Source organism: Mesorhizobium sp. B2-4-3 (assembly GCF_006442815.1).
Lineage (GTDB): Bacteria > Pseudomonadota > Alphaproteobacteria > Rhizobiales > Rhizobiaceae > Mesorhizobium.
The window spans coordinates 1-22,631 of the sequence record NZ_VFVL01000015.1 but is presented as its reverse complement, the minus strand read 5'-3'; the positions used below and the strand labels follow the sequence as shown (position 1 = coordinate 22,631).

General features: G+C 64.5%; 21 protein-coding genes, 1 pseudogene and 1 riboswitch. Of the genes and pseudogenes, 11 read left to right on the top strand and 11 right to left on the bottom strand.

Going from position 1 to position 22,631, the window contains the following annotated elements; translation table 11 throughout:
• Positions 1-33: 33 nt before the first annotated feature.
• Positions 34-2,088, bottom strand: a complete 2,055-nt coding sequence (parE, locus tag FJ956_RS15935) for a DNA topoisomerase IV subunit B (RefSeq protein ID WP_140683717.1) — start codon at positions 2,086-2,088, stop codon at positions 34-36.
• A 254-nt stretch (positions 2,089-2,342) separates the two neighbouring features.
• On the opposite strand from parE, the gene cpaB reads away from it, so the two are divergent.
• The 9 genes from cpaB (at position 2,343) to FJ956_RS15890 (ending at position 11,621) form a co-directional block, all read left to right on the top strand.
• Complete coding sequence (gene cpaB / locus FJ956_RS15930) at positions 2,343-3,263, top strand: Flp pilus assembly protein CpaB (protein ID WP_140683719.1); 921 nt, start codon at positions 2,343-2,345, stop codon at positions 3,261-3,263.
• A 101-nt stretch (positions 3,264-3,364) separates the two neighbouring features.
• Positions 3,365-4,732: a type II and III secretion system protein family protein gene (locus FJ956_RS15925; protein WP_246672221.1), complete on the top strand. Its 1,368-nt coding sequence runs from the start codon at positions 3,365-3,367 to the stop codon at positions 4,730-4,732.
• A gap of 4 nt (positions 4,733-4,736) precedes the next feature.
• On the top strand, positions 4,737-5,012 hold the full coding sequence (locus FJ956_RS15920; RefSeq protein ID WP_140683723.1) for a hypothetical protein: 276 nt from the start codon (positions 4,737-4,739) through the stop codon (positions 5,010-5,012).
• Positions 5,013-5,025: 13 nt separating this feature from the next.
• Entirely contained in the window at positions 5,026-6,240 is a 1,215-nt protein-coding gene (locus FJ956_RS15915; RefSeq protein WP_140683726.1) for a response regulator, read from the top strand.
• Positions 6,237-7,658, top strand: a complete 1,422-nt coding sequence (locus tag FJ956_RS15910) for a CpaF family protein (RefSeq protein ID WP_140683728.1) — start codon at positions 6,237-6,239, stop codon at positions 7,656-7,658. The genes FJ956_RS15915 and FJ956_RS15910 overlap by 4 nt, the downstream gene beginning before the upstream one ends.
• 4 nt (positions 7,659-7,662) lie before the next feature.
• Entirely contained in the window at positions 7,663-8,628 is a 966-nt protein-coding gene (locus tag FJ956_RS15905; RefSeq protein ID WP_140683730.1) for a type II secretion system F family protein, read from the top strand.
• A 1-nt stretch (position 8,629) separates the two neighbouring features.
• On the top strand, positions 8,630-9,592 hold the full coding sequence (locus tag FJ956_RS15900; RefSeq protein ID WP_140683733.1) for a type II secretion system F family protein: 963 nt from the start codon (positions 8,630-8,632) through the stop codon (positions 9,590-9,592).
• A 202-nt stretch (positions 9,593-9,794) separates the two neighbouring features.
• Entirely contained in the window at positions 9,795-10,268 is a 474-nt protein-coding gene (locus tag FJ956_RS15895; RefSeq protein ID WP_140683735.1) for a hypothetical protein, read from the top strand.
• Positions 10,269-10,448: 180 nt separating this feature from the next.
• Positions 10,449-11,621, top strand: coding sequence for a GGDEF domain-containing protein (locus tag FJ956_RS15890; protein ID WP_140683737.1), 1,173 nt, complete (start codon positions 10,449-10,451; stop codon positions 11,619-11,621).
• A 15-nt stretch (positions 11,622-11,636) separates the two neighbouring features.
• Here FJ956_RS15890 and gcvP read toward each other — a convergent pair whose 3' ends face one another.
• Genes gcvP through gcvT form a run of 3 tightly spaced genes read right to left on the bottom strand, consistent with a single transcriptional unit; the run spans position 11,637 to position 15,940 of the window.
• On the bottom strand, positions 11,637-14,447 hold the full coding sequence (gene gcvP / locus FJ956_RS15885; RefSeq protein ID WP_140683739.1) for an aminomethyl-transferring glycine dehydrogenase: 2,811 nt from the start codon (positions 14,445-14,447) through the stop codon (positions 11,637-11,639).
• A 17-nt stretch (positions 14,448-14,464) separates the two neighbouring features.
• Complete coding sequence (gcvH, locus tag FJ956_RS15880; RefSeq protein ID WP_140683742.1) at positions 14,465-14,833, bottom strand: glycine cleavage system protein GcvH; 369 nt, start codon at positions 14,831-14,833, stop codon at positions 14,465-14,467.
• Positions 14,834-14,839: 6 nt separating this feature from the next.
• Entirely contained in the window at positions 14,840-15,940 is a 1,101-nt protein-coding gene (gene gcvT, locus FJ956_RS15875; protein ID WP_140683744.1) for a glycine cleavage system aminomethyltransferase GcvT, read from the bottom strand.
• 149 nt (positions 15,941-16,089) lie between these two features.
• A riboswitch (glycine riboswitch) is annotated at positions 16,090-16,176 on the bottom strand.
• Between the two features lie 343 nt (positions 16,177-16,519).
• Between gcvT and FJ956_RS15870 the strand changes: the two genes are divergently transcribed.
• The gene (locus FJ956_RS15870; protein ID WP_140683747.1) at positions 16,520-17,524 is read left to right on the top strand and encodes a hypothetical protein; all 1,005 of its coding nucleotides are present in this window, start codon (positions 16,520-16,522) and stop codon (positions 17,522-17,524) included.
• 2 nt (positions 17,525-17,526) lie between these two features.
• Here the strand turns inward: FJ956_RS15870 and FJ956_RS15865 are convergent, their stop codons facing one another.
• Positions 17,527-18,390, bottom strand: coding sequence for a transporter substrate-binding domain-containing protein (locus FJ956_RS15865; protein WP_181170370.1), 864 nt, complete (start codon positions 18,388-18,390; stop codon positions 17,527-17,529).
• Positions 18,391-18,477: 87 nt separating this feature from the next.
• Here FJ956_RS15865 and FJ956_RS30715 point away from each other — a divergent pair, with 87 nt between their 5' ends.
• Positions 18,478-19,086: a DUF3011 domain-containing protein gene (locus FJ956_RS30715; RefSeq protein WP_210241606.1), complete on the top strand. Its 609-nt coding sequence runs from the start codon at positions 18,478-18,480 to the stop codon at positions 19,084-19,086.
• A gap of 40 nt (positions 19,087-19,126) precedes the next feature.
• Here the strand turns inward: FJ956_RS30715 and FJ956_RS15855 are convergent, their stop codons facing one another.
• The 6 genes and pseudogenes from FJ956_RS15855 to FJ956_RS15830 all read right to left on the bottom strand — a co-directional run.
• Complete coding sequence (locus FJ956_RS15855) at positions 19,127-19,555, bottom strand: GNAT family N-acetyltransferase (protein WP_140683751.1); 429 nt, start codon at positions 19,553-19,555, stop codon at positions 19,127-19,129.
• A complete protein-coding gene (locus FJ956_RS15850; protein ID WP_140683753.1) occupies positions 19,555-20,346 on the bottom strand; it encodes a molybdopterin-binding protein in 792 nt (263 codons plus the stop codon). The genes FJ956_RS15855 and FJ956_RS15850 overlap by 1 nt, the downstream gene beginning before the upstream one ends.
• 1 nt (position 20,347) lies before the next feature.
• Complete coding sequence (locus tag FJ956_RS15845; RefSeq protein WP_140683755.1) at positions 20,348-21,220, bottom strand: cytochrome b/b6 domain-containing protein; 873 nt, start codon at positions 21,218-21,220, stop codon at positions 20,348-20,350.
• 98 nt (positions 21,221-21,318) lie between these two features.
• Positions 21,319-21,990, bottom strand: a complete 672-nt coding sequence (locus tag FJ956_RS15840; RefSeq protein WP_140683757.1) for a DUF1345 domain-containing protein — start codon at positions 21,988-21,990, stop codon at positions 21,319-21,321.
• 26 nt (positions 21,991-22,016) lie between these two features.
• Positions 22,017-22,484, bottom strand: a complete 468-nt coding sequence (locus FJ956_RS15835; RefSeq protein WP_140683759.1) for a YaiI/YqxD family protein — start codon at positions 22,482-22,484, stop codon at positions 22,017-22,019.
• A gap of 66 nt (positions 22,485-22,550) precedes the next feature.
• Positions 22,551-22,631: pseudogene (locus FJ956_RS15830) on the bottom strand (aldehyde-activating protein); the annotation flags it as partial.

Sequence of the window (22,631 nt, the reverse complement as noted above, 5' to 3'; positions counted from 1 at the left end):
CCGTGCCGGAGACTGTTATGGACCAGCAGGCGATCAGATATCCAGCACGTCCGCCTCTGCGAATTCGGCACGCTCCTGGATGAAGCGGAAGCGCGCCTCGGGCTTGGTGCCCATCAGCGCGTCGACGGCATCCTTGGTGGCCTGCTCGGCGTCGATCACGTCGACCCTCAGAAGCGTGCGCTTCCTCGGATCCATCGTGGTCTCCTTGAGCTGCGCGGCCATCATCTCGCCCAGGCCCTTGAAGCGGCCGATCTCGACCTTGCCGCGGCCGGTGAATTCGGTGCGCAGCAGTTCGTCCTTGTGCGCGTCGTCGCGAGCGTAGCCGACCTTGCCGCCCTGCCGGATCGAATAGAGCGGCGGCACGGCCATATAGAGATGGCCGCCGCGGATCAGGTTCGGCATCTCCTGATAGAAGAAGGTGATCAGCAGCGAGGCGATGTGCGCGCCGTCGACGTCGGCGTCGGTCATGATGATCACGCGGTCGTAGCGCAGATCCTCGTCGCGGTATTTCGAGCGCGTACCGCAGCCGAGCGCCTGGATGAGATCGGAAATCTGCTGGTTGGCGGCGAGCTTGTCGTTGCCGGCGGAGGCGACGTTGAGGATCTTGCCGCGCAGCGGCAGCACCGCCTGGCTGGCGCGGTCGCGCGCCTGCTTGGCCGAGCCGCCGGCCGAGTCGCCCTCGACGATGAAGATCTCGGCGCCGGCGGCGGCGTTCTGCGTGCAGTCGGCGAGCTTGCCCGGAAGGCGCAGCTTGCGCACCGCGCTCTTGCGCGAGACTTCCTTTTCCTGGCGGCGCCGCACGCGTTCGTCCGCGCGCGCGATGATCCACTCCAGAAGCTTCGAGGCTTCCTGCGGATTGTCTGCCAGCCAGTGGTCGAATGGGTCACGAAGGGCGTTCTCGACGATGCGCATCGCCTCGATCGTCGCCAGCCTGTCCTTGGTCTGGCCGACGAATTCCGGCTCGCGGATGAACACCGACAGCATGCCGGCGGCCGAGATCATCACGTCGTCGGTGGTGATGATCGAAGCGCGCTTGTTGCCGATGAGGTCGGCGTAAGCGCGCAGTCCGCGCGTCAGCACGTTGCGGAAGCCGGCCTCGTGCGTGCCGCCTTCGGGGGTCGGAATGGTGTTGCAATAGGAGTTGAGGAAACCGTCGCCGCCGAACCAGGTCACCGCCCATTCGAGCGAGCCGTGGCCGCCCTGCTTGTCGCCTTTGCCGGCGAAGACCTCGCGCGTGACCTGGAATTCGTCGCCGAGCGTCGCCTTGAGATAGTCCTTCAGGCCGCCGGGGAAATGGAACTCGGCCTTGGCCGGCGTCTGGTCCTTTTCCTTGATCAGCGACGGATCGCAGGTCCAGCGGATCTCGACGCCGCCGAACAGATAGGCCTTCGAGCGCGTCATGCGGTAAAGCCGCGCCGGCTCGAAGGCGGCGCCCTTGCCGAAAATCTGCTCGTCGGGATGGAAGCGGGTCCTGGTGCCGCGGCGGTTGTGGACCTCGCCGAGATGCTCCAACCCGCTGACCGGAACGCCGCGCGAAAAACGCTGGCGGTAGAGCTGACGACCCCGCGCGACCTCGACCTCGAGGTGGTCGGACAGCGCGTTGACGACCGAGACGCCGACGCCGTGCAGGCCGCCGGAGGTCTCGTAGACCTTGGAGTCGAACTTGCCGCCCGAATGCAGCGTGGTCATGATGACTTCGAGCGCCGGCTTCTTGAATTTCGGATGCGGATCGACCGGGATGCCGCGGCCGTTGTCGGTGACGGTCAGGAAGCCGTCGGCGGAAAGCTCGACGTCGATGAAAGTGGCGTGGCCGGCCACCGCTTCGTCCATCGAATTGTCGATGACCTCGGCGAACAGGTGATGCATCGCCTTGTCGTCGGTGCCGCCGATATACATGCCCGGACGGCGGCGCACCGGTTCCAGCCCTTCCAGCACCTCGATGTCGGCGGCGCTGTAGCTCTCGCTGCCGTCGCGGGCGGGGGCCGAACGCTTCGCGGCCTGCACCAGCGGATCGGCCGGGCGCGAGGGCGCGCGCACTTGCTGCGGCTGCTTTTCCATCTTGCCGAAGAGGTCGTTGCTGTCGTCCATGCTGGGCCTAGCGTCCGGTAAAGCGAATCACGTCTCGATACTGCCACGCTTTTGGCGGGCGAACGAGTTCCTGTTCCGTTCAGGGATCAAACTGTCTCTTATTCCAAAACCATTCGATAACCAAGCCGGCCGAAATAGGGCGATCGGCGGGTCGCGGGATTCCTGATTCTTTAACATTAACGCCTAGCGTGAGGCTCAACCAACAAAAGACCACGGGCGTCAGGGGTTTCGTTGTGAGGGGCAGGGCCATAACCATGATCGGCATCGCCGCCGTGTTCGGCGCGATCTCGATCTTTGCGGCGGACTTCTGGGTCAAGAGCCAGGCCAAGGCGCAGCCCGAGGTCAAGGTCGTCTCCGTCACGGCGCCGCAGCAGCCCAAGGTCGAGTTCAAGACCATCGTGGTGGCGCAAGCGCCGCTTCGTTACGGCATGGAGCTCGGACGGCCGCAGCTCGCCGAGATTCCGTGGCCGCAGGATTCCCTGCCGCAAGGTGCCTTCCCGACGATCGACAAGCTGCTTGCGGACGGCAGCCGGGTCGTGCTGTCGCCGATCGAAGTCAACGAACCGGTGCTGCTCACCAAGCTGTCGGGGCCGAACGGCCGTGCCACCCTTTCCAACATGCTGTCGCCGGGAATGCGGGCCGTCACCGTGCGCACCGATGAGATCGCCGGTGTCGGCGGCTTCATCACGCCCGGAGACCGCGTGGACGTCGTGCTGACGCGCGACGCTGGCGACATCCAGGAAGTGTCCAAGAATGCTCAAGGGGCTGCCGGCTCGACCGTCACGTCCGAGATCGTCGTCTCCGATGCCAAGGTGCTTTCGGTCGGACAGGGCGCCGACGAGCGCAAGACCGAGCCGCAAGTCGCCAATTCCGTGACCCTCGAAGTCACCAACGAAGGGGCGCAGAAAGTGGCGCTTGCCCGAACCGTCGGCACGCTGTCGTTGTCGCTGCGGTCGGCCGCCGACGCAACCGCCAGCAATGGCGGGCTTACGACCATCTCGTCCTTCGGCGGGTCGGTTGCCGCAAACGCGCAGGCGAGCGCCACCTCGCTGGTCAATGCGATGACGAAGGACCAGGACGCGCCGAAACTGAAGACGGTGATCGTGACGCGCGGCGACAAGGTCGAGGAATACAAGGTTCCTTCGCGGGAACCGCCGCAGGAACTGCAGCAATAGCCGGTGGGGACCGGCGGGGACGGGGCAAGATGTTCGGGTTTGATGCATTTCGGACGACCGGGGGATGGCGTCTTCTCGGCGCGATAGCGCTGGCGGCGGCAATGCTTGGCGTCGCCGCGCCGGCAAGGGCGGACAATGACGTCGTCTATGTCTCGGCGAACAAGAACGCGTCGATCAAGGTGGCCAAGGGCAAGCCGAAGACGATCATGACGAGCGCCGCCTTCTACCAGATCGTCATCGGCGATCCGGAGATCGCCAACGTCAATCCGCTGACCGACAAGTCCTTCTACGTGCTCGGCAACAATCTGGGCACCACCGGCATCGCCCTGTTCGACCAGAACAAGCAGCTTGTCGGTACCATCGACATCGAGGTGACGCTGGACACCGACCAGCTGGCCAGCACCATCCGCGCCAGCGTGCCCGACGCCAAGATCAAGGTCGGTTCGGCGAACGGCCGCGTCGTGCTGTCGGGCGAAGCCGACGATGCGGTCGCCGCCGACAAGGCCAGCAAGATCGCGTCGCGCTTTTCCGGCAATGAGGAAGTCATCAACTCGGTCAACATCTCGTCCTCGCAGCAGGTGCAGCTCAATGTCCGCTTCGTCGAGATCAACCGCCAGGCCGGTCAGGATCTCGGCGCCAAGTACGCCGCCAATTTCGCCTATGGCATCGGCAATCGCAAAGTCGTGCTGAATCCGGATGGGGGAGACCTGACGGCTGCCGGAACAGGCGAGATTATCGGCAGTCTGCTGTCGAACGGCGTTTCAATCGACATCGCCATCAAGGCGCTGGAGGAGCGCGGCCTGGCGCGGCGGCTGGCGGAGCCGAACCTGATTGCGCGTTCGGGCCAGACGGCGAGCTTCCTTGCCGGCGGCGAGTTCCCGATCCCGGTTTCCGAAGACAATGGCAAGATCAGCGTCACCTACAAGAAGTACGGCGTCGGCCTCGATTTCACGCCGACGGTGCTGAAGGACGGGCTGGTCAGCCTCGATATCGCGCCGGAAGTGTCCTCGATCGACCCGTCGGCTTCCATCCAGGTCAGCAGCGGCATCTCCATTCCGGCCTTCATCGTGCGCCGCGCCAGGACGTCGGTCGACCTCAAGAACGGCCAGAGCTTCATGATCGCCGGCCTTCTGCAGTCGCAGAACGACATCACGACATCGCGGGTGCCAGGGATCGGCAAGCTGCCGGTGCTCGGTCCGCTGTTTTCGTCGAAATCCTATCAGCGGCGCGAGACCGACCTGGTCATCATCGTCACGCCTTACCTGGTCAAGCCGGTCGATCCCTCGAAGAAGATGGTCGAGCCGACCGACGGCACCCAGCCGGCTAGTCCCGCCGACTATTTCCTGAACAACACCGAGGAAGTGGACGCCTCGGCGTCGAAGCGTCCGGTGACGCTGGCGGACGGCAGCGCCGCCCGCTCGATGGCTGCCGCCACGTCCGGCCACTTCCTCGATCTGCCAAAGGACTAAGGCCATGCGCATCCCCGTCTGCATCGCTCTGCTGCTCGCCGGTTTGGCCGGCGGCTGCACCAGCGACGACTATGTCCGCACCGAAGGGGTGACGCCCGGAGTCGGCAACGCACAGGCATCCAACACCGCCATGCAGATGGTCGATCCGTGGAAGTACGGCGTGCAGAACACAAGGCTTCTCGTGCCGGCCCAGCGCCCGGGTTCCGAGAGCACCGCCGTCGGCGCGAAGGCCGGCTCCGCGCCGTCATCGACGACATCATCATCAACGACATCGGACTGATGGGCTGACGACGATGGCATCTGGTAGCAAGACCAAGAAGATCCTGCTCGTTTCGACGGACACGACGTTCTTGCAAGACACGCGGACGGCTTTCGCGGCCTCCGAGGTCATCGAGCTTTTGACGCTGGAAAAGAGCGTCAACGAGCTGCGCGGCGAGATCCTCGAGGCGGCCTTCGGCACGGTCATCGTCGACATGGATGCAGCCAAGCTCGAGGAAATCGAGTCGCTGCAGCGCGTCATGCGACGGCTGGAAGGCAGCGTTCCGGTGGTCGTCGTGACCCAGGAATTCAACGCGGCGGCGGTGCGTATCCTGGTGCAGCTCAAGGTCGCCGATTTTCTGGTCAAGCCGATCACCACGGCCGACCTGGTGCGTTCCGTCATCCGTGCGCTGCAAGGGCCGGGGCGGGAAGAGAACACCGAATCGCACATCTACACGTTCATGCCGGCCGCCGGCGGCGTCGGCACCACCACACTCGCCTTGCAGACGGCGTTCCAACTGCATCATTCGGTGACGCGCGGCGCCTCGACATGCGTCGTCGACCTCAATTTCCAGCAGGGCGCCTGCGCCGAATATCTCGATCTCGAACCGCGCTTCGACATCACGGAAATCGAGAACCAGCCGGAGCGCCTCGACCGGCAATTGCTTGACGTGATGCTGTCCAAGCATGCGAGCGGGCTGTGCGTGCTTGCCGCTCCCACGCGCCCGTCGGACATGCGCTCGTTCAAGACCGATGTCGTGGTGCGCATGCTCGACCTCGTGGCGGCCTATTTCGACAATGTCGTCATCGACTTGCCGCGCACATGGTTCCCCTGGACCGAGACGGTGCTGCTCGGCTCGAACAAGCTCTATATCGTCGCCGAGATGACGGTGCCCTGCCTGCGCCATACGCAGCGTCTCATCCAGGCCGTCTATGAGACCGCCGGCAAGGAAGTGAAGCCCAACGTCATCGTTAACCGCTTCGAGCAGAAGATGTTCGACAGCGGTATCAAGCAGGCCGACGTCCAGGAGATTCTCGGCGAGCATTTCGTCGGCGGCATCTCCAACAATTACCGGCTGGTGCGCGAGGCGGTCGACCGCGGCGTGCCGCTGCACGCCATCGACCCCAACGCCAATGTCGTCAACGACCTGAAGAAGATCATCCTGCCGGAGGAGGCCGTCCAGACGATGGCCAAGTCGAAGTCGCTGTTTGGCCTGGGCAAGGGCTTGCTGAAGAGGAAGGCAGGATGAACAGCCGCTTTTCCAACCTGCAGAGCCGCGACGTTCGTCCGCAGCGGGCGCCCGAACCCGCGCCGGTCACACACAATGCAGTGATCATCCCGACGACCCGCAAGCCGGCGCCGCCGAAGCCTGAAGCAGCGCCTGCAAAGAGCGCCAACAAGGTGCTCGATGCGCGTGTGCGTATCCATCGCATGCTGCTCGAGGAGATCAATCTGGTGGCGCTGGAGCGGCTGCCCCGGGATGAAATGCGCCGGCAGGTGCATGATTTCGTCTCGGAAAAGACGCGCAATGAGCGGATGGCGATCAACAACGCCGAGCTCGACGCCCTGGTCGACGACATCGTCGACGAGATGGTCGGCCTAGGCCCGCTGGAGCCGCTGCTCAAGGACCCCGAGATCAACGATATCCTGATCAATGGCCACCAGAACTGCTTCGTCGAAAAGCGCGGCAAGCTGCAGCAGGTCAACATCCCGTTCAAGGATGAGGCACATCTGCTTCGAATCATTAATAAAATCGTCGCGGCGGTCGGCCGCCGCGTCGATGAATCGCAGCCGATGGTCGACGCCCGCATGCTCGACGGCTCGCGCTTCAACGCGGCGATCCGTCCCGTCGGCGTCGACGGGCCGCTGGTGTCGATCCGCAAGTTCTCCAAGAACAAGCTCGGCCTGCACAAGCTGGTCGAATTCGGCGCCATCACCCAGAACATGGCCGAGGTGCTGGCGGCGGCGGTGCATGCCCGCAAGACCACGATCATCTCCGGCGGCACCGGCACGGGCAAGACGACGATGCTCAACGCCTTGTCGGCCTTCATTCCGGAAGACGAGCGCCTGATCACCATCGAGGACGCGGCCGAGCTGCAATTGCAGCAGCCGCATGTCGCGCGCATGGAAACGCGCCCGGCCAATATCGAGGGCCACGGCGAATTGAAGCAGCGAGACCTGGTCAAGAACGCGCTGCGCATGCGCCCCGACCGCGTCATCCTCGGCGAGTGCCGCGGCGAGGAAGCCTTCGACATGCTGCAGGCGATGAACACCGGTCATGAAGGCTCGATGGCAACCATCCATGCCAACACGCCGCGCGACGCCATCTCGCGTCTGGAGCAGATGCTCGGCATGACCGGCATGCCGATGACCGTGCAGTCGATCCGCAGCCAGATCTCCAGCGCCATCGACATCATCGTCCAGCTGACGCGCCTGTCCGACGGTAAGCGCAAGGTGACCAGCGTCGCCGAAGTGACCGGCATGGAAGGCGACGTCATCCAGATGCAGGAGATCTTCCGCTTCGTGCGCACCGGCATGGAGGCGGACGGAAAGATCCTGGGCCACTTCGAAGCGACCGGTATCCGGCCACGCTTCCTCGAGGATCTGCGCAACATGGGCATCGAATTCCCGGGCAAGTATTTCGAACCCGGCCGGCCGCAGGACTAGGCCGGTGTTTGAGGGATTCAGCCCTGTCTACGTCGTCTACGCCGCGGCGGCGCTCACCGGTATCATGATCGCCGAGGGCCTTTATTTGCTCTATGCCGGGCGCAGCGACAAGCGCAAGGCCATCAACCGCCGCATGAAGCTCGCGGAGAACAAGATCAGCCAGGAGCAGGTGCTGATCCAGCTGCGCAAGGAACGCGGGATCGACGGCGGCGGCTCCATCTTTTCCCTCGACCGCTTCCGCGCCCTGCGCACGCAGTCCGGCATGACCACGCCGCTGCCGAAGTTCCTGACGATCACCTCGGGCGTGGCCGCGGCGCTGGCGCTTGTCGGCATCTGGAAGGGCCTGCCACTCCTGTTCGGCCTCATCCTGTTTGTCTTGCTGTTGCCGGTGCTGCCGGTAGTGGCCATGCGCTTCCTGCGCAAGCGCCGGCACAAGCGGTTCGGCATGCAACTGCCCGAGGCGCTGGAGCTGATCACGCGCGGCCTGAAGGCCGGCCATCCGGTGCCGGTGGCGATCGCCATGGTGTCGCGCGAAATGGCCGATCCGATCGGCACCGAGTTCGGCGTCGTCGCCGACGAGGTGACCTATGGCTCCGACCTGGTCTCGGCGCTGAACAACCTTTTCGACCGGGTGGGGCATGAGGACCTGCCGCTGTTCGTCACGGCGGTCTCGATCCAGAGCAGTTCGGGCGGCAATCTGCGCGAGATCCTCGACGGCCTGTCGGTGACGATCCGCGACCGCGGCAAGCTGCGCCGCAAGGTGCGCGCCATTTCGACGGAAGGGCGCATGTCGGCTTACATCCTGACTGCGATCCCCGCGCTTCTGTTCACCGCCATCATGGTGCTGATGCCGCAATTCTACCAGGATGTCTGGGACGTGCCGAAGACCTGGTACATGATGGGCGGCTCCATCATCTGGCTGCTGCTCGGCAACGCCATCATGTTCAAGATGTCGAATTTCAGGTTCTGAGATGGAAGACGTCATCCGCTTCCTCGCCTCGCTCGCGCCGACCTCGCTGGTGCCGGTCGCCGTGCTGCTCCTTGTGCTGGGCGGCGGCGCCGTCGCCTGGCCGCTGGTGCTCGCTAAGGGCGATCGCGGCGAGGTCAAGCGCCGGCTGAAGGTGGAGATACTGCAGCCGGCCGAGCAGGCGGAACCCGCGCCCAAGAAAAGCACCAATGCCGTGCGCGAGAAGGCGGTGAAGCGGGCGCAGGAGTTCTACGCCAAGAGCGATCCGGAAAATGTCGCGCGGCTGCGCCTGAAGCTGATCCAAGCCGGCTACATGGAGCCGCGCGCCGTCGGCATGTTCTTCCTCATCCGTTTCGCCGCGCTGGTCGGCGCAGCGCTCGGATCATTCCTGATCAACCACTGGGCGGCAAGCGCCGAGTCGACCATGACCAGCCGCTGGACCTTCATCATCCTGTCCGGTGCCGGCGGCTATTTCCTGCCGGGCCTGGTGCTGACGCAGAAAATTCGGGAAAAGATGCGCGAATACCGCAACGGCTTTCCCGATTTCATGGATTTGATGATTGTCTGTTCCGATGCCGGCATGAGCATGGAGGCCGGCATCGAGCGGGTCTCCAGGGAGCTTGCCAGGACCTATCCGTCGCTCAGCCAGAACCTGATCCTGGTGTCGCTGGAGTTGCGGGCCGGGCGCAGCCTCGACGACGCGCTGAAGGCGCTTGCCGACCGCCTCAGCCTCGATGAGGTTCGCTCCTTCGCGACGCTGCTGCAGCAATCCAAGGAACTCGGCACCAGCCTGTCGGGCTCGCTGCGCGTCTTTTCCGACGAAATGCGGCACAAGCGCATGTCGCTGGCCGAGGAGAAGGCGCATGCCCTGCCGGCCAAGATGTCGGTCCCGGTGACGGTTTGCATCCTGCCGGTGGTGCTGATGATCGCCATCATACCGATCATCGTGAAGCTGACCGCGCACTGAGGATTCAGGTGAGGCCGGCGAAGGCCGGTTCTCGGAACCCGCCACTTTCGGCTCGGGCCTGACCTGAATCCTGGCAGCCGTGGTTAACGCATCCTCTGCGGACAACCAAAATTTAGCTGCATTTCGGCACCGAAGCTTAATCGCTCTTCTGTATGGTTTTTCCTGAAGAACGACCCGGCAAATCGGGCGATGGGGCAGGGGCATGCGTCAGAGACTTCCCAGGGCAGCGGCGGCGTTGGCGGCCGTCTTGATGATTACCGGCTGCACGACGAACAACAATGTCGACACGACCAAGACCACGGCGATCCAGCCGGTGGCCAAGGATGTCAGCGCCAACGACCTCGTTGAAGGCAAGGCGCAGTTCCGCGAGGCGAATTTTGGCCTTGCCGAACAGCATTTCCGCAAGGCGGTCGAGCTCAAGTCCGACAATGCCGAGGCCTGGATGGGGCTTGCCGCATCCTATGACGAGCTTGGCCGCTTCGACTTCGCCGATCGCGCCTATATGCAGCTGTTGAAGGTCGCCGGGCGCAAGCCCCAGATCGTCAACAACATGGGTTATTCGCAGCTTCTGCGCGGCAACAAGAAGAAGGCGCGCGCGCTGCTGCTCGAAGCCAAGGCCGGCATGGCTGACCAGACGGTGGTCAACGCCAATCTGGCGCTGCTCGACAGGGGCTGATCCGTCTGCGGGTTCTCGTTTCCCGTGTATCGTCACGGGATTTCGCCTCACATGTCGACGCTTTGTAAACCCTGTGTCGAGGTAGCGTTGGGCATCGTCCGAAAACGGTTTGCGCCAGCCGCAGCCAGCCTACATTGAGGGGACGGGCACCGACTAGACGCTAGAGGCAGTTCTTCACGGATGTTGGATTTCAGTTCGCTCCTGCTCGCGGCGGCGCTGTCGGGCACATGCCTCAGCATTACCATGTTTGCAATCTGGCTCACCACGCCGCGGGCGCGCTTCGTGCTCACGGTCGCCTGCGGCACCCTGGTGCTCGTCGTCCATGTCGTCGCGTTCTGGCGCTATGCCAAGGATGCCGATCCCTGGCTGTGCCAGGTCGTGCTGGCGCTGTTGACCCTGGGTTTCCTGATCATCTGCCTGTCGGCCATGCAGTATCTCGGCTTTCGCGACTACCGCCGCGCCGTCGTGCCGGCGCTGGCCGCGATGGCGGCCTGCGCTCTGGTCACCTATCTCGGCTTCGACGGCATCGGCTTCCAGATCACCTATGCGGTCGTGACGGTGCTGCTCGCGGCGATCGGTGCGATGTTCTGGATGAAGGGGGATCACGACCGGCGGATTCTGCTCGTCGTTTCGTTCCTCAGCGGCGCCTGCGGTCTGTCCTTCGCGCTGTGCGGCCTGACGTTGCTGGCGCAAGGGCAATGGGTCCTCGGCGCCGCGCCCGACAATTGGGCGGAACGGCTGAACTCCGTCGTCGCGGTCGCCTGCATGACCGGCCTCGGCGCGCTGACGCTTTCGCTGCACCACTTGCAGGCGCAGATCGAGCTCAAGGCCGAGACGATGACCGATCCGCTGACCGGCCTGATGAACCGCAGGGCGCTCACCGAGCTTTACGGCGATCGCAGCTTCGGTCCGTTCATGGCGATCGCGATGTTCGATCTCGACCATTTCAAGATGACCAACGACGTCTTCGGTCATCCCGTCGGCGACCAGGTGCTTTGCCGCTTCGCGGCGGTGATCAAGAAATACGGCAGGGCAGGGGTCGACGCATTCCGGCTGGGCGGCGAGGAATTCGCGCTCGTCATGGCGCGCGTGACGCCGGAAAAGGCGCATGACATGGCCAGCCGGATCGGCGTCGCTTTCGGCACCGAGATCGTTGCGACCCATCGCGGCCCGCTGCGCAGCAGCGTCAGCGGCGGCATGGGATTCGGCTCGACCGCCGGCCGCCCCCTCGACGAGGTGCTGGCGCAAGCGGACGCCGCGCTTTATGCGGCCAAGCGTGCAGGACGCAACCGCGTCATCGCTCAGGTCGAAGTGGGCCAGCCCGATGTGGGGCCGGCCCTGAAAACCGCCTGAGCAAAACCTGGGCTGCTACTCAGCGGCGCCGAGATATTCCGACAGCGGCGGGCACGAGCAGACCAGGTTGCGGTCGCCGGCGACATTGTCGATGCGCGAGACCGGCGGCCAGTATTTCGCCGAAAGGTCCGCGTCGCCCGCCGGATAGGCCGCCTCCAACCGCGAGTAGGGATGCTTCCACTCGCCGGCAAGCGCTTCGGCCGCGGTGTGCGGGGCGTTGACCAGCGGGTTGTCGTTGGACGGCCACTCGCCCTTCGCCACTTTCGTCGCCTCGCCGGCGATGGCGATCATCGCCCCGCAGAAGCGATCGAGCTCACGCTTGGGCTCGGACTCGGTCGGCTCGACCATCAGCGTGCCGGCAACCGGGAACGACATGGTCGGCGCATGGAAGCCGTAGTCGATCAGGCGCTTGGCGATGTCGTCGACGCTGATGCCGGCGCTTTCCTTGAGCACGCGCGTGTCGAGGATGCATTCATGCGCGATGCGATCGCTCCTGCCCTTGTAGAGCAGCGGGTAGTGCGGCGCGAGCCGCGTGGCCACGTAATTGGCGGAAACGATCGCCGTCTCGGTCGCCTGCTTCAGGCCGGAGCCGCCCATCATGCGGATGTACATCCACGTGATCGGCAGGATCGACGCACTGCCGAAGGGCGCGGCGGCAACGGCATGCGCCGAGCCTTCGGTGACATGGCCCGGCAAATAGGGTTTCAGATGCGCCCTGACGCCGATCGGGCCGACGCCCGGGCCGCCGCCGCCATGCGGGATGCAGAAGGTCTTGTGCAGGTTCATGTGGCAGACGTCGGCGCCGATGTCGCCGGGGCGGGCGAGGCCGACCAGCGCGTTGAGGTTGGCGCCGTCGAAATAGACCTGGCCGCCATGCTCGTGGATCAGCGCGCATAGATGACGCGCGCCTTCCTCGTAGACGCCATGCGTCGAAGGGTAGGTGAACATCAGCGCCGCGAGGTTCTTGGAATGCTCGTTGGCCTTGGCGCGCAGATCGTCCATGTCGATATTGCCGTCGTCCAGGCAACGCACGACGACGACATTCATGCCGGCCATCGCGGCGCTCGCCGGATTGGTGCCGTGCGCGGAGGACGGGATCAGGCAAACGGTGCGGTGGCCTTCACCGCGCGCGCGGTGATAGGCGCGGATGGCGAGCAGGCCGGCGTATTCGCCCTGGCTGCCGGCATTGGGCTGCAGGCTGACGGCGTCGAAACCGGTGATTTCCGACAGCCAGGCCTCCAGATCGCCGGCCATCTTGCGATAACCCGCCGAATGGCCGGCCGGCGCGAAGGGATGCAGATTGGCGACGCTCGGCCAGCTCACCGGCATCATCTCTGCGGCGGCGTTGAGCTTCATGGTGCAGGATCCGAGCGGGATCATGGTGCGGTCAAGCGCCAGGTCCTTGTCGGCCAGCCTGCGCAGGAAGCGCATCATCTCGGTTTCGGAATGGTTGTCGTTGAAGACCGGCTGGGTGAGGAATTCCTTGCCGCGCGGCTTGCCGGGCATGGAGCCGCCTTCCGCCGTGCCGGGCTTGGCCCCGAACAGGGCGGCGATCGCCTCGAGATCGGCTTCCGTGGAGGTCTCGTCGAAGGCGACACTGACATGGTCGGCATCGATGACGCGCAACAACCGGCCGGTCTTCTCGGCGGCAGCGGCTATTGCCGCGGCCTTGCCCTTCACTTCTGCGGTCACCGTGTCGAAGCGGCTTGTACCAAGCACAGCAACGCCTGCAGCCTTGAGACCCGAGGCGAGGCGGCCGGCCAACGCGTGGATCAGCCCGGCAATCGCCTGCAGGCCGGTAGGACCGTGCCAGATCGCATAGGCCGTCGCCATATTGGCCAACAGCGCCTGCGCGGTGCAGATGTTGGAGGTGGCCTTGTCGCGGCGGATATGCTGCTCGCGCGTCTGCAGCGCCAACCGGTAGCCCGGGCGGCCCATGGTGTCCGTCGACTGGCCGACCAGGCGGCCGGGCATCAGGCGGGTCAGCTTGTCGGAAACGGCGCAATAGGCGGCGTGCGGGCCGCCGAAGCCCATCGGCACGCCGAAGCGCTGCATCGGGCCGACGGCGATGTCGGCGCCGAGCTTGGCCGGCGCGTCCGTCAGCGTGAGCGCCAGCGGGTCGGCGATGAAGACGACCAGCGCGCCGGCGGCGCGGGCCTTCTCGATCGCCGCCTTGTGGTCGCCGTAGACGCCGAACGTGTCCGGCCAGGAGACGAGCAGGGCGGCGGTGTTGTCGTCGATCGTCTCGCCGTCGACCTCGATGCCGAGCGGTTCGGCGCGTGTGCGCACGACGTCCAGCGTCTGCGGATGCGGCGTGCCGGCAAGCGCCACCTTGCTGCGCTTGTCGCGGTGGTGGCGCAGCGCGATGCCGACGGCTTCGGCGACGGCGGTGGCTTCATCGAGCAGCGAGGCGGACGCCACCGGCAGGCCGGTCAGTTCCGTCACCAATGTCTGGAAGTTGAACAGCATTTCCAGCCGGCCCTGGCTGATCTCGGCCTGGTAAGGCGTGTAGGCCGTGTACCAGGCCGGGTTCTCGAACAGGTTGCGCTGGACGACGGGCGGCACGAAGACGCCATGATAGCCGGCGCCGATGAAGCTTTTCAGCACCGTGTTCTTCGCCATGATCGCAGACAGTTCGGCCAGCGCTTCAGCTTCGCTGGCTGGAGCGGGCAGGTTGAGCGGCTGGTCGAGTCGGATCGATCTCGGCACGGCCTGGCTGATCAGCGTTTCGACGGACGGAACGCCGAGCACGGCAAGCATGGCTCTGACATCGTTGACGCCCGGGCCGATATGGCGGGCCGAGAAGGGAGTAAGCGCTGCGGTCATGTCTTTATGTCCTGATATCAGCCGATATGGGCTTTGTAGGCGGCTTCATCCATGAGGCTGTCGAGCTGGTTTTCATTGGCGAGCTTCATCTTCCAGAGCCAGCCGTCGCCGGTCGCGGCCGAGTTGACCAGCGAGGGATCGGCCGACAGCGAGGCGTTGGCCTCGGTGATCTCGCCGTCGACCGGCGCGTAGACGTCCGATGCCGCCTTGACGGATTCGACGACCACGGCGGTGTCGCCCTTGGCAAGCTTGCGGCCGATTTCAGGCAGCTCGACGAAAACGAGATCGCCGAGCTGTTCCTGCGCATAGTCGGTGATGCCGACGGTGGCGACGCCACCCTCTACGCGCAGCCATTCATGGTCTTCGGTGAAATAGGTCTTTGCCATTGGGTCTTATCCTTTGCGGTAGCGATGTGTGGTGAAGGGCAGGGACGCGACGTCCACCGGGATTTTCGCCCCGCGGACATCGGCGAAGAGTTTCGTGCCGGGCTTGGCAAGCGCGGTGTTGACATAGCCCATGGCGACCGGGTGGCCCGCTGAGGGGCCGAAGCCGCCCGAAGTGACATGACCGGCCGGATTGCCGTCGGCATCGATCAACGCCGCGCCCGCGCGCACCGGCTGGCGCCCGTCAGCCTTCAGGCCGACGCGCTTCTGCGACGGCCCGCGCTCGATGATCGAGCGCAGCGCGTCGGCGCCGATGAAATGACCCGAGGCCCGGATATCCTTGGGAATTGCCCACATCAATCCCGCGCTTGCCGGGTCGATTTCCGGCGTCAGGTCTTGGCCGTGCAGGCAAAGCCCGGCCTCGAGGCGCAGGCTGTCGCGGGCGGCAAGGCCGATCCACTGCACGCGCTCGTCTTCCAGGAGTCTGGCGACGAGATCGCGGGCATCCCTCTCCGGCAGGCCGATCTCGAAACCGTCCTCACCGGTGTAGCCGGAACGGCTCATGAACCAGTTTTGCCTGGGCTCGACCCCGTGCATGAAGAGCAGCGAGCCGGTTTCGATGCCGGCCCGCGCAAGGGCTGCCCAGGCGTCCGGTCCTTGGATCGCCAGGAACACGCGGTCAAGCGGCTCGACCTTGGCATCGAAATCGGCGGAGAGGTCGCGCAGATGCTTCTCGTCCTCGACGGCGTTGCCGGCGTTGGCCACCACCATGAACCGGTCATCGCCCAGGCGCGTCACGATCAGGTCGTCGATGATGCCTGCCGCCTCGTTGAGGAAGAAAGTGTATTTGGACTGCGAGATTTGCAACGCGCCGGTATCGAGCGGGCAGGCGCGGTTCAACAATGCGATGGCTCCCGGACCGGCGACCTCGAACAGCTTCATATGCGAGATGTCGAACAGGCCGGCATGGTCGCGTGAGTGAAGATGCTCCTTCATCACGCCGGGCGGGTAGGTAAGCGGCATCGACCAGCCGGCAAAGGCGCCGAAACGCGCGCCTGCGACCTGATGCAAATCCTCAAGGGGTAGATGTCTGGTGTCGTCGCCTGTCATGTCTTCTCCAGAGTCGCACGCAATCGACCGCCGGCGGCGGCCTAATTCGTGCCCCTCTGTCTGAAGCCTGAGAGACTCGCGCCCCGTAACTCTGTCGGCAGCGCTTACACCTTCGGCGCGGGGCTAGCCCCGACTTTCCAGAGTTGTCTTTCCCGTCTACGGTTCTTTTGCCTGAGAGATTTCGGGCGATTTCCCCTTCGGCGACAGCTTGCGCTGCTCTCTCCCACAAACAGGTAGGACTCAGTCGCCTGAGCCCCCGACGCGCCATCCATAGCCCGTCGGCGACACGTTGTCACCTCCCAGCGACATTTAAGATGCGCCGATATTCAGGTGAGGCCGGCCTGCAAGTAGCGGCTTCCTGCGCTTCCGGTGCTCACGTACTTTAGTACGCTCCGCTCCGGTTCTCGCAAGCCACCACTTTCGGCTCGGCCTGACCTGAATCTCGACGCATCTCAAGCGCCCAAACCGGCAAGGCTTCGCTAACCACGCCGTTTGCCGGTTTCTCAAGACAATGCTGATAAAGCTCGGTGGGGTAATGCACTGAGTTCGCCGGCAGCGGGCGACGGGCAGGGACGGCAAATGGGCGAATTGATCATGAGCGCTCCGGTGGCGGGGCTGACCTCGAAGAACAAGATCATGGCCGAAGACGTGACGATGCTGCGGCGCGAGGTCTTCGCCGACGGCGTGGTGAGTCGCGGCGAGGCGGAGGCGCTGTTCGCGCTCGACCAGACGGCGCGCGACAAATGCGGCGAATGGGCGCCGTTCTTCGTCGAGGCGGTGACCGACTACATCGTCCACCAGGAAAAACCGGAAGGCTACATCTCCGAAGAGAATGCCGACTGGCTGGTCCGCGCGATCTCGCGCGACGGCATGGTCGACAGCCGCACCGAGCTGGAGCTGCTGGTGCATGTGCTGGAGGAAGCGAGATCCTCGCCCGGCCAGCTCTCGGCCTATGCGCTGGAACAGGTCGCGCATGCGGTGATCGACGGCAAGGGGCCGCTGATGCGTGGCGGCAGCCTGATTCCCGGCCATGTCGCCAAGGCCGAGGTCGATCTGTTGCGGCGCATCCTCTATGCCTATGGCGGCGACGGCAACATCGCCGTCAGCAAGGCCGAGGCGGAGGTCCTGTTCAGGATCAACGACCGGATCGCGGCCGCCGAAAACGATCCGTCCTGGAACGACCTCTTCGTCAAGGCGATCGCCAACTATGTCATGTGCTCGACCGGCTACGAGCCACCGACGCGGGAAGTGGCGCTGCGCCACGAGACCTTCCTCGACGAGGCAGGCCCGACGCTTGGCGGTTTCTTCAGCCGGATGGTCTCGGGCGGGTTCGCCGCGATCCTCGAAGCCTACCATTCGCCCGGCGACATCGAGGCGGAATGGGAAGCCCGGAACCGGGCCACCGAAGCGCTTGCCCGCCGCGCCGAGACGATCGACGCGAGCGAGGCCGAATGGCTGGCCGAGCGCGTCGGCGGCGGCCAGCGGCCGCTGCGCGACAACGAGCGCGCGCTGCTGACGCTGATCAGGCATGCTTCGCCGGAAATCCATCCGGCGCTGAAGCCGCTGCTTGAGAAAGTAGCCTGACCTTACTGCTTCGGTTTGGTCTGTTCCGGCTTGGCCTGGTCCGTTTTGGCTTGGTCCGGCTTGGCTGAGGTATCGAAGCGCGACAGCCATTTGAAGCCGCCGAACCAGTAGCGGCGGACACCGGCGATGGTGCCGTCGGCGGCGCGCGCGCCGATCCAGTTGTTGACGTACTGGATGAGGCGGATGTCGTCGGGGCGCATAGCGAAGGCTTCCGGCGTGCGCAGAAGCGGGCCGCCGACAAGTCTGAATTTGGCATCGTAGAGCCTCGCCGCCATCTGCGGCGTTGGCGAGGTGGCGACCATCGCCTGCGCGTCGCCGCCGATGATCGCGGCAAAGACATCGGCGGTGTTGTCGAAGGACAGGATGTTAGCCTTCGGAAAGGCTTCCCTGGCGGCCGCCTCGTCCGTGGAATTGGACAGCACGGCGATCTTATATCCGGGCGCCGTCAGCACCCTTCCAGGCCTTTTGCCAAGGCTGGCGATCGAGGCCACCACGCGGATGTCGGCGGTGCCGGTCGGATTGGAGAACACAACTTCGCGGGCGCGCTCCGGCGTGCTGGCATAGCCTGCGGCGATCAGATCGAAGTCGCCCTTGAGCAGACGTGCCTTCAGGTCGTTCCACGGCACCTCGACCAGCTTCAGGTCGACGCCGAGATCGGACGCCAGGGCGCTGGTCAGGTCGACATCGTAGCCCGCGAATTTGCCGTCCGCGTTCTTGAGGATCCATGGCGGGTTGAGCGCCACTCCGACCGTCAGTGTCTTCTGGTCGATGACGCGCTTCAGGCTGTCGTCCGCGCGAGCCGGCAATAACGCCAGCCATGCAGAGAGAACAAGTATGATCGCCGCGATCATTTTGTTAGCGCGCATGAATATATCCTCGCTGCAGCCTGTCTGGTTGTAAGACTTACACAGAGGTGCCATTCTGTCGATAGCGAACCCAATTGGAGACTTGCGATGTCGGCGCGGATGGCGGTTACCGGTTCGATTGTGTTGCTGGCCGGCTTCCTGGGGAATCCAGCGCAACTGTCGCTGCTGCCCGATGCCGCGCAGGCCGCAGGCCCGATGCGCCTGGTCTGCTCGAGTTCCAACTACCGCTACTCCCATTGCGGGGTGGACACGCGCGGTGGCGTGCAATTGACCAACCGACTGTCGAAGTCGCGTTGCCAGTTCGGCACGAGCTGGGGCTATGACGGCGGCGGCATCTGGGTGGACAAGGGCTGCTCGGCGCAATTCCTGGTCGCCGGCTCCGGCCGCAGGCCGTCTCCGGGCGATGCGGCGGCGGCCATCATCGTCGGCGGCATCGTCGGCGCCATCCTCGACAACAATGACAGGCACGGCCGCCGTTCGGACAATTACTATCCGAGGCCGAAGCCGCGCCGCGACGATCGATGGATCGACCCGACGCCGCAATTCGACAGAGACGGCAATCCCAATTTCGATACCCACGGCAACTATCAGGGATGCCACGGCGTCGGCTGCATGGTGGACAATCCGGACGCGCAGGACGCGCCACCCGAGCCCGGTCAGACCACTTTCGATAGTTCGGACGATTCGGACGAATAATTGCGTCGCATGCTGAACACCAGACCCGTCCGGCCGCTGCCTATCGGGAAGCCATCGTCTTGCAAAGGATGATGTTGGAATGGCCTTCGGGCCACCCGGTCAATTCGGCCATGCGCTCGAAGCCGGCCTTTTCGTACAAGCCCGGCGCCTGGAAGTCGTGGGTCGAAACCCATATCCGCAGCGAGCCGCGCGCGGCAGCCTCCGCGACGAAGGCATCGAGCAGCTTCCTGCCGTGGCCGAGGCCCCGATAGGCCTCATCGACCCACATCAGCGTGAGCTCGGCAATGCCGGCCCAGGAATAGCCGGCCGCGACCCCGACGGCGCGCCCTTGCTCATCCCGCAGCGCAAAGACGAGGGCACGGTCGTCGCCACGACCGGTCAGCCGCCGGTTGTCGTTGTCGAGACGCTCCTCGATGGCGTCGAGCCCGGCTGCCGCAAGATCGTGCTCGGCCTGCAGGCGAGGGACCATCAAATCCCGCCGTACCAGTCGTAGCCATTGTCCTCCCAGTAGCCGCCGCGGCCGCCGCCGACATTGGCAAAACTGTCGACCAACTCGATCTTGTAGATGTATTTGGGCATCTTGTAGCCGAGCTGGCGCTCGACGCGAACCCGAAGAGGAGCGCCGTTCTCGACAGGCAGCGGCTTGCCGTTCAGGCCATAGGCCAGAATCGTCTGCTGGTGGCGGGCGTCGATCAGGTCGATGGTGCCGTAGTATTTGATGTCGCCCGACAGGCTCTGCTCGATCGTGTCGAGGCAGTGGAACATGACGTAGCGGGCCTGCGGCTTGACCACTGCCTGGTCCAGCACCAGCGACAGCGGCGTGCCGGTCCATTTGGCGATGCAGCTCCAGCCTTCGACGCAGTCGTGGCGGGTGATCTGGGTGCGGCTCGGCATGTTCTGAAGCTGCTCGCGGGTCAGCGAAAGCGGCTTCTCTACGAGGCCTGAAACCTCCAGGCGCCAGTCGGCGAAATTGTTGGAGAGCAGGCCCTTGTAGGTGTCGTCATCGGGCGCCGTGACGCCATTTGGCCGCTGCGGCTGGCGGATATCGGCCTCGGTGAATTCCGGCGCCAGCGCGTCACGGCCGGCAAGCAGGCGCTGCGCGCGCCAGGTCAGGCCGTTGGCGTTTTCGAGGAAGCTGCGCAGGCCGCCGCCGATGCCGAGACCACTGTCGAACACATCGCAACCCGACAGCGCGATGCCGGACAAGCCGAGGCTGGCGGAAGTGAGGAAGTTGCGGCGGCTGATCTGGAATTTTGCCATGTCAGGCGCTCCTCTCGGTCGGCTCAGCGTGCTTCGCAGGCGGGTCGGTGCGGTACCAGCCGGTGATGATCGAGCGCAGCTCGTTGATCGGGCCTGCGGCCAGGATCATCAGGATGTGGATAAGGAAGAAGAGGACGAGCAGCACCATGACGGTGAAATGGATGGTGCGCGCCGTCTGCCTGCCGCCGAGTATCTCATTCAGCCAGGGCAACACCGAATTCATGCTCGGCGACATGGCGAGGCCGGTGACGATCATTAGTGGCAAAAGCACGAAGAGCACGCCGCCATAGGCCATTTTCTGCAGCGTGTTGTATTCGCGCGTGTGATGGAACCTCAGCTTCGCATGATCGACGATGTCGCGCGGCAGCTTGCGCAGGTCAGACACGCGAGGGGCGAGATCGCGGCGGATATGGCCGTTGATCAGGCTGGCGATCAGCCAAACGAGCAGCGTCGTGGACAGGATCCAGGCGAAGAAGAAATGCACGACGCGGGCGGTGCCGAGATCATAATAGGAGGGGATCGTCGCCCAGGCCGGAAAGGCGCGCGGCGTCTCCTGTCCCGGCGGCCCGGACCAGCCAAGCATGCCGGTGGTGTCGAAGCGATGGCCGAAGATTTCGGTGAAGCCGCGCGGACCGTTCGCGGTGTTTTCGGCGCCGATCTGGAGGATGGTGTTGTTGAACTCGAAGCCGGACTGCTTGCCGACATAGAGCTGCGGCCGCGCGTTGAAGATCTGCAGGCCCGAAAGCAGCATGAAGAACAGCGAAAAAGCCCAAATCCAGTGGGTCAACCGCGTCCAGCGCGACTGTCGGTAGATGAGGGTCGTGTCCTTGCCGTCCGCCTTGGGGGTGGATTGGCTGTTGGCAACAGTGTCCATCTTGCCTCCGGCCGCCCTGTGCGGGCGGCTTCTCAGGTCATTGTCTCCCCCTCAATACGTCGCCGCACAAGGCAATGTTTCATGCGATCACGGATTTATTACGGAGCGCCCAGGCTGACCGCGAGATTGACCGCCGCGGCAACGATCACCGTGTTGAAGAAAAAGGTCAGGACCGAATGGACGAGCACGACCAGCCGCATCTGCGAGGTGGTGACGGCCGTGTCCGCAGTCTGCGCCGTCATGCCGATGACCGTCGCGAAATAGAGGAAGTCCCAGCCTTCCGGTCTTTTGCCGCCCGGAAAATCGAGGCCGCCGACCGGCATCTTCTTCTGGGTTTTCTCGTCGATCTCGTCGCCATCCTTCCAATAGACATGCGCATAGTGCAGCGACGCCATGGCGTGGATGGCGAACCAGCCGAGCGGGATCGACAGCATAGCGAAGGCGAGCTGCAGGGGATGCGCGGCATCCTTCTGGTTGATGAGCAGGAACAGCGAGACGATGGCGGCGCCGACGACAAAGAGCGTGACGGCAAAGATCAGCAGTACCGGCAGGTCGGTCGCGCGTGCGTTCTTGCTGAGATAGCGGCCGGTAAGGCTCGGCATCAAGGCCAGCACCAGGGCGATATAGCTGACGAAGAACACATTGGCGCCGATCGAGTAGGGCAGCGGCGCGCGCAGCAACAAGGCAAGCAGCAGCGCGACGATGCCGATGGCCGCGGCCAGGGCGAACTGCATGTGCCGATGCATCGGCGTCTTGAGATCCTCACCCATGGCCCGAGGCCCCTGAAGACGTTGGATCAGTCCGGTGTGACGGATTTCAAAGCCCGCCGCAAGATGCGGTCGAGCTCGCCGAGAAACTGCGAGCGGTCCTTCTGGGTGAAGGAGGCGTTGAAGCCCCGGCTCTCGCCGGTTTCGCGCAGATGCTGCTTGAGGTCGCGCATCGCCACTGCCATGCCGATGGTTTCCGGGGTGAAGGGGCGGCCGGTGGGGCCTAGCACATGGGCGCGTAGCGCCACCGTGCGCGCGGCAAGCGGAATGTCGGCCGTTATCACGACATCGTTGGCCCTGGCGTTCTCGGCGATCCAGTCGTCCGCCGCATCCGCGCCCTTGGAGACGACGACGTTGCGGATCATCGGATCGCGCGACGGCCGCAGGCCGCCATTGGACACATAAGTGACGACGACGCCATGACGCTCCGCGACTTTCTCGACCTCGGCCTTGACCGGACAGGCATCCGCGTCGACGTAAATGATGGGGGCAGGCAACCTTATCTCCAAATGTACGAAAGGGCCGACATAGGCCGGCCCCCTTCGCATGAAATTTCGCAATTGTCAGGCCGCCAGGGCGCCCGACTTCTTGGCGGTCCAGGTGGCCATATAGTCCATCAGGCCGGGATTGAGGCAGTCATAGGG